General features: G+C 69.7%; 13 protein-coding genes. 4 read left to right on the forward strand and 9 right to left on the reverse strand.

The window, feature by feature from the left end; translation table 11 throughout:
* Positions 1–61 precede the first annotated feature (61 nt).
* The 3 genes from rapZ to PHN62_RS00905 form a co-directional block, all read right to left on the reverse strand.
* Positions 62–1,000 (reverse strand): RNase adapter RapZ, encoded by a 939-nt coding sequence (rapZ, locus tag PHN62_RS00895; RefSeq protein ID WP_300144960.1) that lies wholly within the window; start codon positions 998–1,000, stop codon positions 62–64.
* A gap of 194 nt (positions 1,001–1,194) precedes the next feature.
* Positions 1,195–2,799, reverse strand: coding sequence for a stimulus-sensing domain-containing protein (locus tag PHN62_RS00900; RefSeq protein ID WP_300144962.1), 1,605 nt, complete (start codon positions 2,797–2,799; stop codon positions 1,195–1,197).
* A 64-nt stretch (positions 2,800–2,863) separates the two neighbouring features.
* Positions 2,864–3,565 carry a response regulator transcription factor gene (locus PHN62_RS00905; protein WP_300144965.1) on the reverse strand — a complete coding sequence of 234 codons (702 nt, stop codon included), beginning with the start codon at positions 3,563–3,565 and terminating at the stop codon, positions 2,864–2,866.
* Between the two features lie 264 nt (positions 3,566–3,829).
* On the opposite strand from PHN62_RS00905, the gene PHN62_RS00910 reads away from it, so the two are divergent.
* The 4 genes from PHN62_RS00910 (at position 3,830) to tpiA (ending at position 6,432) form a co-directional block, all read left to right on the forward strand.
* A complete protein-coding gene (locus PHN62_RS00910; protein ID WP_300144967.1) occupies positions 3,830–4,645 on the forward strand; it encodes a class II glutamine amidotransferase in 816 nt (271 codons plus the stop codon).
* 123 nt (positions 4,646–4,768) lie between these two features.
* The gene (locus PHN62_RS00915; protein WP_300144969.1) at positions 4,769–5,086 is read left to right on the forward strand and encodes a YbjQ family protein; all 318 of its coding nucleotides are present in this window, start codon (positions 4,769–4,771) and stop codon (positions 5,084–5,086) included.
* Between the two features lie 231 nt (positions 5,087–5,317).
* Positions 5,318–5,701: a TfoX/Sxy family protein gene (locus PHN62_RS00920; RefSeq protein WP_300144971.1), complete on the forward strand. Its 384-nt coding sequence runs from the start codon at positions 5,318–5,320 to the stop codon at positions 5,699–5,701.
* Positions 5,698–6,432 (forward strand): triose-phosphate isomerase, encoded by a 735-nt coding sequence (tpiA, locus tag PHN62_RS00925; protein WP_300144973.1) that lies wholly within the window; start codon positions 5,698–5,700, stop codon positions 6,430–6,432. The genes PHN62_RS00920 and tpiA overlap by 4 nt, the downstream gene beginning before the upstream one ends.
* A gap of 58 nt (positions 6,433–6,490) precedes the next feature.
* On the opposite strand, the gene PHN62_RS00930 is transcribed toward tpiA, so the two are convergent.
* From PHN62_RS00930 to PHN62_RS00955, 6 genes are all read right to left on the reverse strand, one after another.
* Positions 6,491–7,147 carry a TerC family protein gene (locus PHN62_RS00930; RefSeq protein ID WP_300144976.1) on the reverse strand — a complete coding sequence of 219 codons (657 nt, stop codon included), beginning with the start codon at positions 7,145–7,147 and terminating at the stop codon, positions 6,491–6,493.
* Between the two features lie 33 nt (positions 7,148–7,180).
* On the reverse strand, positions 7,181–8,686 hold the full coding sequence (locus tag PHN62_RS00935; protein ID WP_300144979.1) for a tripartite tricarboxylate transporter permease: 1,506 nt from the start codon (positions 8,684–8,686) through the stop codon (positions 7,181–7,183).
* A gap of 65 nt (positions 8,687–8,751) precedes the next feature.
* Positions 8,752–9,261, reverse strand: a complete 510-nt coding sequence (locus tag PHN62_RS00940; RefSeq protein WP_300144981.1) for a tripartite tricarboxylate transporter TctB family protein — start codon at positions 9,259–9,261, stop codon at positions 8,752–8,754.
* Between the two features lie 264 nt (positions 9,262–9,525).
* Positions 9,526–10,497, reverse strand: coding sequence for a tripartite tricarboxylate transporter substrate binding protein (locus tag PHN62_RS00945; RefSeq protein ID WP_300144984.1), 972 nt, complete (start codon positions 10,495–10,497; stop codon positions 9,526–9,528).
* A 183-nt stretch (positions 10,498–10,680) separates the two neighbouring features.
* Positions 10,681–11,595 carry a cytochrome c gene (locus PHN62_RS00950; protein ID WP_300144987.1) on the reverse strand — a complete coding sequence of 305 codons (915 nt, stop codon included), beginning with the start codon at positions 11,593–11,595 and terminating at the stop codon, positions 10,681–10,683.
* Positions 11,595–12,092, reverse strand: coding sequence for a cytochrome c (locus PHN62_RS00955; RefSeq protein WP_300144990.1), 498 nt, complete (start codon positions 12,090–12,092; stop codon positions 11,595–11,597). Before PHN62_RS00955 ends, PHN62_RS00950 begins: the two co-directional genes overlap by 1 nt.
* Positions 12,093–12,244 lie beyond the last annotated feature (152 nt).

A 12,244-nucleotide genomic window follows, 5' to 3' on the forward strand; every position in this document is an offset into this window, starting at 1 on the left:
GTTTTATCATAGTTTTTTTGACGGGACCATGAAAAGGCGCCCATGTTCCGTCGGCGTTCGGTCAGGAGGCCCTCATATCCCTGTGGCGAAGCTTGGGCGACCATCCCGCCTCGCGCAGGCTGCGGGCGATGGCCTCCGCCGCATAGACGGAGCGATGCTGGCCGCCTGTGCAGCCTATGGCTATGTTCAGATAGCTTTTTCCCTCCCTTTCGTAAAGCGGCAAAAGGAAGGTCAGCATTTCCGAAAGGCGTTTGAGGAACGCCCCGGAATTGGGGTCGGCGGCGACGAACTCCGCCACCGGCGCGTCGCGCCCCGAGAGCGGACGCAGCTCCGGACGCCAGTAGGGATTGGAGAGGAAGCGCGCGTCGAACATCAGGTCCGCGTCGCGAGGAGCGCCGTTCTTGAAGCCGAAGGAGATCACCGAGACCGTCATGCGGGCCCGGTCGGGAGAATCGAAGCGTTCGGCGATCTCGGCGCGCAGCTCGTGGGGCGTCAGATCGGAGGTGTCGAGGGTCAGATCCGCCTGGGTGCGCAGAGGCCGCAGCGCCGCGCGCTCCTGAGCCACCGCCTCGGCCAGAGCCTCGCCGCCGCGCGGATGACGGCGGCGCGTCTCCTTGTAGCGGCGCAGCAGGACCGAATCCTCGGCGTCGAGATAGATCAGCGTCACGGTGAACTCGGGGCGACGGCGCAGCCGGGCCACCGCCTCCGCCACGGGATGCGAGCCTCCGGAGGCCACGAAGGCCGAAGCCGAAGGCGGCGCGAGGCTCAGCGCGAGGCCTCGGCTCTCCGTGGCGCGGGCCTCGACGCGCAGGGCTTCGGCCACCTCCTCCAGCAGGCTGAGGGGCGGATTGTCCACCACCGCGAAGCCGAGATCCTCCAGGGCGGCGGCGGCGGTGCTGCGTCCCGAGCCCGAAGGCCCGACGAGCACGAGAATCGGATAGGGCTTGTCGGCGGGCGAACGGGAGGAAACGGCGTCCTGAGCGTCGCGGGTCGTCGGCATGGCTGGTCTCCGGCGGGAACGGGCGGGAATCGGCGGATTGCGCCGTCCGCACCATAATGATTTCCGGTTCGTCCTGTTACGGTCGAGGGGCGGGGAATCCGTCGCAGTCGAAGACTGCGGCCTTTTCGCTTCATGCGGGAACAGCCGGAGCGCGCAGGATCCGGCTCCCGTGATCCGGCTTCCCTGATCCGGGCTCAGCCCGGGAGAGCCGCCTGGAAACGCGCGCCCTGAGGCGGAGAATCGGGCGGCGCATCGGGAGGGCGGACGTTCTCGGCCCAGATGCGCCCGCCATGGGCCTCGACGATCTGACGCGAGATCGCCAGCCCGAGCCCCGAATGCTGGCCGAAATCCTCGGTGGCGGGGCGTTCGCTGTAGAAGCGCTGGAAGACCGACTCCAGATTCTCCTCCGGGACGCCGGGCCCCTGGTCCTCGACGCTGATGCGCACCTCTCCGCCGGGCTCGCGCCAGCCGCGCAGGATCAGCGCGCCGCCCTCGGGGCTGAAGGAGACGGCGTTGTCCACCAGATTGCGCAGCACCTGTCCGAGCCGCCCCTCCACGCCCCGCAGGATCAGCGGGCCGTTCTCCGGCAGGCGCCGGACGACCCTCAGGCCGCGCGCCTCCCAGTTGGGGCGGGTGACGTCGATCACCGCGTCGAAGAGCGCGCCGACGTCGAAGGGGGCCTGCTCCTCGCGCTGGAGCTCGGCGTCGAGGCGCGAGGCGTTGGAGATGTCGGTCACGAGGCGGTCCAGCCGCCCCACGTCGCTGCGGATCACCTCCAGCAGGCGTTCGCGCTGGGCCTCGGTGCGGGCGGAGGGCATGGTCTCCACCGCCGAGCGCAGGGAGGTCAGGGGATTCTTGATCTCGTGGGCCACGTCGGCGGCGAAGCTCTCGACGGCGTTCATGCGCCGCCCGAGCGCGCCGGTCATGGCCCGCAGCGCCACCGAAAGATGGCCGATCTCGTCGCCGCGCCGCGAGTAGTCGGGGATGCGCACCGCCGTCAGGGGGCTGCTTCCGGCTTCGGCGCCGGCTTCGGCGGCCTCGGCGAGCTTCTCGATGGGCTTGGCGATGGTCGCCGCCAGCAGCGCCGAGAGCGCCGCCGAAACCGCCGCCGCCACCAGGAACATCCGCCAGAGCGAGCCCCGGCCCTCGGCGAGGATGTCGTCGATGTCGCCGCCGTCGGTCGAGACCACCACCGTGCCGATCACCGAATAGGCCAGCCGGATGGGCGCCGCCACCGAGACGATCAGCTCGCCCCGGCTGTTGACGCGCCGCGCCTCGGTCTCCTGGACGAGGCTCATGGCGTCCCAGATCTCCTGATCGCTGGTGATGGCGGCGGGGCGGGTCTCGCGGTAGAGGTCGAGGCCGCCATGGCCGCTGCGTCCGGTGACGAAGGCCGAGATCCCGCGCCAGAGCCCCCGAGCGGTCTGGACCGGCTGGGAGGCGGGCGCCTCCAGGGGCGCGCCGAGGATCACCGCCGCCTCGACGTCTCCGGCGTCGCGGGTGTCGGCGCCGAGCCGGCCCTGACGGTCGTAGAGCTGCACGCGCATCTCGACCGGCGGCGCCAGGGCCGTGACGATGGGGAAGGCCTGCTCGACATCAAGACGCCCGTCGCGGGTTTCGGCGTGCTGGGCCACGGCGGCGGCCAGAAGCCGCGCGGCGGTCTTCATGCCCTCGACGCGCATGTCCACCAGTTCGTCGCGCGACTGGTTGACCATCATCACGCCGAACATCAGCGCGATCAGGCCGAGCAGGTTGACGAAGAGGATCCGCCGCCCCAGCGTGCCCCAGAGCCGGCGCACCAGACTCCAGAGCCTGCCCCCGCCGCGCGGGAGGGCGGCGGAGGGAGGAGGCGCGGCGGCCTCTTCAGACCTCGCGATATCTGTAGCCGACGCCATAGAGGGTCTCGATGGAGGCGAAGTCCTTGTCCGCGACGCGGAACTTCTTGCGGATGCGCTTGATGTGGCTGTCGATGGTGCGGTCGTCGACGTAGACCTGATCGTCGTAGGCGGCGTCCATGAGCTGGTCGCGGCTCTTGACGAAGCCGGGCCGCAGCGCCAGAGCCTGAAGGATCAGGAATTCGGTCACGGTGAGCGTCACCTGATCGCCGCTCCAGGCGCAGGAATGGCGCATCGGGTCGAGCGAGAGCTTGCCGCGCTGGATGATCTTGTCCTTTTCGGCGCGCTCGGCGGGATCGAGGGCCTGGGCCTCGCGCCGACGCAGCACCGCCCGGATGCGCTCGATCAGCAGGCGCTGCGAGAAGGGCTTGCGGATGTAGTCGTCGGCGCCCATGCGCAGGCCCAGCACCTCGTCGATCTCCTCGTCCTTGGAGGTGAGGAAGAGCACCGGCAGATCCGACTTCAGACGCAGCCGCCGCAGCAGCTCCATGCCGTCCATGCGGGGCATCTTGATGTCGAAGACCGCGAGGTCCGGCGGCGAGGCGGACAGGGCGGTGAGGGCGGCGGCTCCGTCCGAATAGGTCTTCACCTCGAAGCCTTCGGCCTCGAGAGCGATGCTGACGGAGGTCAGAATGTTGCGGTCGTCGTCCACCAAGGCGATGCTGGTCATTCGGGGTCTCCTCGCTCGGGCGAAAGGCTATGATTTTACGGGGGGAAACGCAATCGCCGTCGCGGGCGGGCCGAGGCGGGGGAAGAGGCTCCGCGGGCCTCTCGCTCCCGCGCGGCGCCGAAGCCTCGCCGGGGCGGTTTCGCGGGGGAGCGGCGCCTCGGCCTCTTGTATGGGGGCGCATTTCTTGACACCCTCATGACAGGCCCGCGCGTATCTGCGGGTTCGTCTTTGCGCGGAGGCCTCGCCGCGCCGGAGTTTCCGGTCATGTGCCGTTGGGCGGCTTACAAAGGCCCCTCGATCTTTCTCGAAGAGGTGATCGCCTCGCCTCGTCAGTCCCTGATCGCCCAGAGCCTGCTGGCGCTGCGCGGACGGACTCCCACCAACGGCGACGGATTCGGCGTCGCCTGGTATGGCGAGAAGCCCGAGCCGGGCGTCTTCCGCGACGCGGGGCCCGCCTGGTCGGACGAGAACCTGCGCAATCTGGCCGGTCAGGTGCGCTCGCCGCTGTTTCTGGCCCATGTGCGGGCCGCCACCTGCGGAGGCTCCAGCCGCGCCAATTGCCATCCCTTCGTCTCGGGCCGCTGGAGCTTCATGCATAACGGCCAGATCGAGGATTTCGCCTGGCTCCGCCGCGCGCTGGAGGTCGCCCTTCCCGATTCCCACTACGCCCAGAGGCGCGGCTCGACCGATTCGGAGCTGATGTTCCTGCTCGCGCTGGGATTCGGGCTGGAGAACGATCCGCAGGGCGCTCTGGAGCGCATGGTGGGCTTCATCGAGGAGACGGCGCGGGGAATCGGGGCGCGGCCCTGCGTGAAGATGACCCTGGCGCTCTCCGACGGGCGCACGCTCCACATCGCCCGCTACGCCACCGACGGAGAGGCGCCCACCTTGTTCCATCGGCTCTCGCGGCGGCTGGGCGGAAGGGCCGTGGCCTCGGAGCCGCTCGATTCCGAGGAGACCGACTGGGAGGAGGTGCCGCAAGGCGTCTTCGGCCGGGCCGACGTCGAGGGCGTGACCCTCAGCCCCTTCCGGCCGCGATGGGCTCCGGCCTCCGCCGCGCCTCTCCGGGCCGCCCGCTGATTCGCCGCGGAAGCCGCAGAGGGAGGGCTTGCGTTCTCCGCTCCGGCGCATGAGATGAAGCCCGGCCGGAGGCGCAGCGCTTCCGGCGGCTCTTCACCGACCTTCAGCGACGAGGCTGCGCAGATGACGCTCATCATGACCATCCCCGAGGTTCCGGGCCATCAGATCGACCGCGTTCTGGGAGTCGTCACGGCGGAATCCGTGCAGGGCGTCAACATCGTGAAGGACGTCTTCGCCGCCGTGCGCGACGTGGTGGGCGGGCGCTCGGCCACTCTGGAGAACATGCTCCGCCAATGCCGCGACGACTGCATGCGCGAGCTGGACGAAAACGCCCGCCGCATGGGCGCCGACGCCGTGGTGGGTCTGCGCAGCGACTACTTCAGCGCCAACAACATGATGATCCTGACGCTCATGGGCACGGCGGTGACCCTGAGGCGCTAGAGCGTCTTTCAGCGAGGCCGCAGGCCTCGCGTCGTGAAGACGCGACCAGAGAAGAATCCGAAGCGTCTTTCGGCGAGGCCGCAGGCCTTGCGTCGTGAAGATGCGGTCAAGGAAGCGGAAGTCTCCTCCGGGAAGGCCGCTGCGGCTTTTGGTCGATTCCCCGGATCGCGCGGAAGGCTTTAGGGTCCGGGCTCCGGCGGAGGCGCCCGCCGATCCTCAGGAGCCCCGATCATGAGCCTTGATTCCGAAATCGCCCGCGCCCTGGAGCTCTTCGCCGATCTCGACGGAGTCTCCGCGCGCCGGATGTTCGGCGGCGCGGGGCTCTACAAGGAAGGCGTGATGTTCGCCCTGCTCGCCCATGAAGCGGTCTGGCTGCGCGCCGATCCCGAATTCGCCATGGATCTGGAGGCCGAAGGCTCCGCCGGGCGCTTCGAGACGGAGAAGGGCGGCGGCGCCTCGCATCTGCCCTATTGGCGCCTGCCCGAGGCCGCTCTGGACGATCCGGAGGCCGCCGCCGCTCTGGCGCGGCGCGCCTGGAGCGTCGCGGTTCGACTGAAGACCGCCGCGCCCTCGCGCGCGAAGAAATTCCCTCAAGCGAAAGGAGATCCCGCATGAGCCGCCGCAAGCTCGTCGCCGGAAACTGGAAGATGAACGGACTCGCCGCGAACGCCGCCGAATTCGACCGGATCCGCGCAGGCGCCGCCGCCGTCAGGGAGGCCGACGCCCTGATCTGCCCTCCGGCGACGCTGATCGCGGCTCTGGCCGGGCGAGGTCTGGCGCTGGGCGGGCAGGATTGTCATGCGAAGCCCTCGGGGGCCCATACGGGCGACCTCTCGGCGGAGATGCTCCGCGACGCGGGCGCCTCGGCGGCGATCCTCGGGCATTCCGAGCGCCGCGCCGATCACGGCGAGACCGACGCCCTCGTGCGGGCCAAGGCCGAGGCCGCGAAAAGGGCCGGGCTGCTGGCGATCATCTGCGTGGGCGAGACCCTGGAGCAGCGCGAGGCCGGACAGGCCGTCGCGGTGGTCGAGGGCCAGCTTGCGGGCTCCATCCCCGAGGGCGCGACGGCGGCGGAGGTCGTGGTGGCCTATGAGCCCGTCTGGGCCATCGGCACGGGCCGCGCCGCCACGCCGCAGGACGTCCGCGAGATCCATGCGGCCATCCGGGCGGCTCTGGTCGGGCGCTTCGGCGCCGAGGGCCAGGCCATGCGGATTCTCTATGGCGGCTCGGTCAAGCCCTCGAACGCCGCCGAGCTCTTCGCGGTTCCGGATGTGGACGGCGCCCTCGTCGGCGGCGCCAGCCTGACGGCCGCGGAGTTCCTGCCGATCCTTCAGGCCGCCGCCTGAACATGAAGACGCCCTCTCCGCCAGGCGGAGAGGGCCTTGTCCGCAGCTTCGACCGGCTTCAGCCGAGGGCGCCCTTCAGAACTCCGAGGAGGCCGCCTTCCCAATAGGCGCGGCAAACCTCGTCGGCCTTCGCGCAGGCCACGTCGGCCCAGCCGTGGAAGAGCATGTTCAGCGCCACATAGAGGATCACCACAAGGCCGATCCAGGCGATCCAGCGGTGCTTCGCCAGAAGATCGGCGATGAAGCTGGCGGCCACGCCCATCAGCGCCACCGAGAAGACCAGACCCACCACCAGAACCCAGGTGTGGTCCTGAGCGGCGCCCGCCACGGCCAGCACGTTGTCCAGCGACATGGAGACGTCGGCGACCACCACCTGAAGCAGCGCCTGCACGAAGCTCTTGTGCTTCTGCGCCGATCCCTCCGCGGTCTCCGTCTGGTCGGAATGGGCGACGATCTCGCGCCACATCTTCCAGCAGACCCAGAGCAGCAGCAGCGCGCCTGCGATCTTCAGGTAGGACACCTGAAGCAGCTGCACCGTCAGCAGCGCGAAGACGATCCGGATCACGACCGCCGCCGCGATCCCCCAGAACACCACCTGTCTGCGGCGCGCGGGCTCCACCCCCGCCGCCGCCATGCCCACGACGACCGCGTTGTCCGCGGCCAGCACGAGGTCGATCAGAATGACCTGACCCAGCGCCGTCAGCTCACCGAGCATTCAAGCTTCTCCCCGGCGCTCCTTGGGGAGCGCTCACGCCGGCGCCGTCTGCGCGCTTTTCCGCCGCCAGCGCCGGATCAGCGGCGGCGCGATCGCCAGAACCGCCGCAAGGGCCAGGAGAGGTCCGGCGGGCGTGCTGGTGAAGAAGACCGTCCAGTCGTCCTGCGAGATCTGCATGGCGCGGCGGAAATGCTGCTCGGCCATGGGGCCGAGCACGAGGCCCACCACCATCGGCGCGATGGGGAAATCCAGACGCCGCATGGCGAAGCCCATCAGACCGACGATCAGCATGAAGATCACGTCGTTGAGCGAGCGCGAAGCGCCATAGACGCCCAGCGTCGCGAAGACGAGGATGCCCGCGTAAAGGAAAGGCCGTGGAATGTAAAGCAGACGCGCCCAGAGACCCGCCATCGGCAGATTCAACAGCAGCAGCATGAGGTTGCCGAGCAACAGGCTCGCAATGAGGCTCCAGACGAGGGTCGAGCTCCCGCTGAAGAGCGTCGGGCCGGGCTGAAGGCCGTATTGCTGGAAGGCCGCCAGCAGGATCGCCGCCGTGGCCGAAGTCGGCAGGCCCAGCGCCAGAAGCGGCGCCATGACCCCCGCCACCGCCGCGTTGTTGGCGGCCTCGGGGCCCGCCACGCCCTCGATGGCGCCCTCGCCGAACTCCTCGGGATGGTCCGAGAGCTTGCGTTCGAGCGAATAGGACAGGAAGGTCGGGATCTCGGCGCCGCCCGCAGGCAGGGCGCCGAAGGGGAAGCCGATGGCCGCGCCGCGCAGCCAGGGCTTCCAGGAGCGCCGCAGATCCTCGCGCGTCATGAGCACCCGGCCCTTGAGCGGCGTGATCTCCTCCGAGCGCGCCTTCGGATCGGCGGCCAGAGACAGGGCCTCGGCCACCGCGAAGAGCGCGACGATCACCACCACAACGCCGATTCCGTTCATCAGCGAGGGCTCGCCGAAGGCGTAGCGGGCCTGTCCGGACTGGCCGTCGATGCCCACCAGCGCGATGGCCACGCCCATCAGCAGCGAGAGCAGACCCGCCAGAACCGAGCGTCCCAGGAGGCAGGCCACCGAGACGAAAGCCAGAATCGCCAGAGCGAAATAATCCGCCGGACTGATCTTCACCGCCCATTCGACCATCGTCGGTGCGAAGGCGGCCAGCAGCAGCGTGCCGATGCAGCCCGCGACGAAGCTGCCGATCGCCGCCGTGGCCAGAGCCGCCGGAGCGCGCCCCTTGCGGGCCATCTTGTTGCCGTCGATGGCGGTGACCAGCGAGCCGGATTCGCCCGGCGTGTTGATCAGGATGGCGGTGGTCGATCCGCCGTACATGGCGCCGTAATAGACGCCGCCGAAGATGATGAAGGCCGCCGCCGGGTCCATCTTGGTGGTGACGGGCAGCAGAAGCGCGATGGTCAGGGCCGGGCCGATCCCCGGCAGGACGCCGATCAGCGTGCCGAGCGTCACGCCCACCAGAGACCACATCAGGTTGATCGGCTGGAAGACGACCGCGAAGCCATGCGCCAGATTGGTCAGAAGATCCATGGGAGACTCCCGGGACGCCGTTCAGGGCGCCTCATGTCTGGAGGAGTTCGCGAAGAGGCGGCGTCTCAGGGACGCCAGCCGAAGGTTTCGAGCAGCCCGCGCAAGGGCTCGTTGCGGAAGACGTCGCCCACCGGCAGGCGCAGGCCCAGCCATTGCGTGAAGACGTAATAGACCACCAGAGCCACGATCAGCCCCACCCCGAAGGCTCGCAAGGGACGCGTCGCGCCGAAGGCCCAGGCCACGATTCCGAACATGATCGTCTCGGAGAGGATGAAGCCCGCGCGCGGCAACAGCAGGATGAACAGCGCCAGAGACCCGAGCGTCAGGCCGAAGGCCTTGTAGTCGAAGGGGCCGGGGCGCTCCTCCTCGGGGATCCGCGTGGGATTGAGCGTCTCGCTGGCCGCGAAGAGCAGACCCAGCGTCGCCAGCGCCAGACCCACCATCTGCGGGAAGATCCGGGGGCCGGAGAGCGCCGAAAGATTCGGCGGCTGGCGGATGTCGAAGGAATAGGCGTAGAGGAAGACGCCGACGGCGGCGGCGAAAAGGCCGGCTCCGGCGCGGGCGGTCAGGCGCATGGGAGAACCCTCGATTCTGCGGGAGGCTCGGCGGAGAGGCGGAGAAGCCCGCGAAGGCTCCTCCGCCCCGGAGCGCGATCCGGAGGGCCGAAGGGCCTTCCGGAGGGACGGCGCGACCGGAGGGAGGCCTGAAGCGCGATCCGGACAGCGTGGAGGACTCTCCGGATCAGGGGCGCGCTCGGGCGGAGGCCCGAAGGAGCCTCCCCGGGCCTCGCGCGACCGGACGGGCGATCCGGGCGATCCGGCCGCGCGGGGCTCGGGACGTCACTCGACGAGGCCGATGTCCTTCAGGGTCTGGACGACGCGGGCGTCGTCCTCCTTGAGGAATTCGGCGAAGGCGTCGCCGGAAAGATAGGCGTCGGTCCAGCCGCGAGCCGAGAGGATCTTCTTCCAGGCTTCGGTCGCGGCCATGGCGTCGAGCGTGACGAGCAGCGCGGCGCGCTCCTCGTCGTCGATGTCCGGCGCGCCGACGACGCCGCGCCAGTTGCCCAGCACCACGTCGACGCCGCTTTCCGCCAGGGTCGGGGCCTCGACGCCGTCGATGCGCGCGTCCGAAGAGACCGCGAGGAAGCGCAGCTTGCCGGTCTTCGCCTGCTCGACGAATTCGCCGACGCCTGAAACGCCGACCGTCACATGGCCGCCGAGAATCGAGGCGAGGGCCTCGCCGCCGCCGGAATGGGCGACGTAGTTCAGCTTGGAGGTGTCTGCGCCCACGGCCTTCATCACGAGGCCCGCGAGGATGTGGTCGGTGCCGCCCGCCGAGCCGCCGCCCCAGGAGACCGAAGCCGGATCGGCCTTCAGCTTCTCGACCAGCTCGCCCACGGTCTTGAGCGGCGAATCGGCGGGCACGACCAGACCTTCATATTCCGAGGTCAGGCGGGCGAGGGGCGTGGTGCTCTCCAGGGTCACCGGAGAGTTGTTGGTCAGGATGGCGCCGGTCATCACGAGGCCCATGACCAGAAGGGCGTCGGGTTCGCCGGGGCGCGAGGCGAATTGCGCCAGGCCGATGGTGCCGCCGGCTCCGGCGACGTTGTCCACCTCGACCGAGCGGGCGAGCTTCTCGCCTTGCAGCACTTCGGCCATGGCGCGTCCGGTCTGGTCCCAGCCGCCGCCCGGATTGGCCGGAACGGTGATGGTCAGATCCTCGGCGGCGAAGGCGGGCGCCGCGCCCGTCGCGAGCGCGAGGCCAAGAGCCGCAGCAGCGACGGCGCTGCGCAGGGAACGGAAATTCGACATCAGGCGTCATCCTCCCAAGGATGCGTTTTTTGAATCTTGAGCGAAGAGGCCGCAGCCTCCCGCCGGTTTCCCAGCCTGAGACGATTTGACCGATCAGGTCAAGGCCAATCCTTTATTGACGCAAGGAGAAGCGCGACGCCTCCCCTCCAGGAAGCGCCGCGCGGGACCGCGTCGCGGACAGGCTCAGGAGCCGCGCAGACTCATGAGATAGGCGGCTATGGCTTCACGATCCTCCGGCGTGAGCTTGCCGGTGTTCTCGCGCACGACGAGATCCATCCCGCGGGCGAGTTCGTCGCCGTCGGGGGTCATGCCATATTCCAGCGCGAAGACGAGATCCTCGGGCGCCCAGCCGCCCAGATCCGCGCCCCGGATTCCCGGCACGCGCCGACCATCCGGGCCATTGGGGGTTCCGGCCATCCAGGTTTCGGGGCGGATGGCGCCCGCGAAATTGCGGTCGCTGTGGCATTCGGCGCAATGGCCGGGGCCTTCCGCCAGATAGGCGCCGCGCCGGGCCGCCGCCGAGGCCGCGGCGGGCAGACGGCTTTCGGGCGTCGGGTCGAAGAAGGCCAGCTTCCAGAGCGCCAGTCCCGGTCGCACCGAGAAGGGGAATCCCAGTTGATGCGGCTGGTTGGGCCGCGCGACCGGCTCCAGGGAATCGAGATGCGCCTTGAGGTCGAGGAGATCCTCGTTGGTCATCCGGGCGTAGGAGGCGTAGGGGAAGGCCGGATAGAGATGCCGTCCCTCCGGATCAATCCCGAGAGTCATGGCCCGGATGAAATCCTCGCCGCTCCAGCCGCCGATTCCCGTCGCGCGGTCCGGGGTGATGTTGGGCACGAGGAAGCTTCCGAAAGGCGAGGCCAGTTCATGGCCGCCCGCCGGAGCCCCGTCCGCGCGGCCCGGCGTGGCGTGGCAGGAGGCGCAGCCTCCCGCCGCATAGAGATAGGCGCCGCGTTCGGCGCTGGGCGCGAAGCCTGGGGGCGTCGTGGCGGGGCGCGACCAGACCAGTCCCGGCGCGAAGGCCGGGACGGCCAGAGCCGCCCCGACCGCCGCCGCAAGGATCAACCCGCCCTTCAGAGCGCGTCGGAGGAGGCCCGCCATCAGTTCTTCGGCTGGCGATAGGTCTGATGACAGGCGCCGCAGGTCGGGCGCAGCTCGGCGAAGGCGGCGTTGATCGCGGCCTGATCTCCGCCCCCGGCGGCCTCTTCGAGTCCGTGGGCGGCCTTCCGGAACTTCTCCAGAGCGGCGGAGAAGCCTTCCGGATCCGACCAGATCGTCGGCAGGGCGTAGCTCTCCGGCAGATCCGCGATGGAGGAGCCCGCCGGGAAGAGCGCGGCCAGCTTGTCGCCTTCCTCGCTCATGGTCTTCGCGGCCGTCTGGAGCGCCGCCGCCGGAACCGTCTGGCCCGCAGCCAGAGGCGCAAGCGCGCGATTGGCGCCGCCGAGGGCCTTCATCGCCTCGGCGCGGGTCTTGAGCGCCTCGGCGGGCGAGAGCGCCGCAGCCCCGGAGGCCGCTTCCTGGGCGGCGAGCGGCGAAAGGACGAAGAAGGCGGAAAGCGCGGCGGCGGTCCCGAGGGGGATCAAGCGGCTGAGCATCATGGGGCAAGCTCCTGTGAGGCCTGGCGAAGGACGCCAAGCTAGCACAGGGCCCCGCCGGGCCGGGCTTCACGATCCCGCAAGCGCGAAGATCGGCCCATAAGACGAAGACGCCGCCCCCGGCGAAGGGAGCGGCGTCCTCGGAATCCGGAAGG

The sequence above is a fragment of the Neomegalonema sp. genome, assembly GCF_028688855.1.
Lineage (GTDB): Bacteria > Pseudomonadota > Alphaproteobacteria > Rhodobacterales > Rhodobacteraceae > Neomegalonema.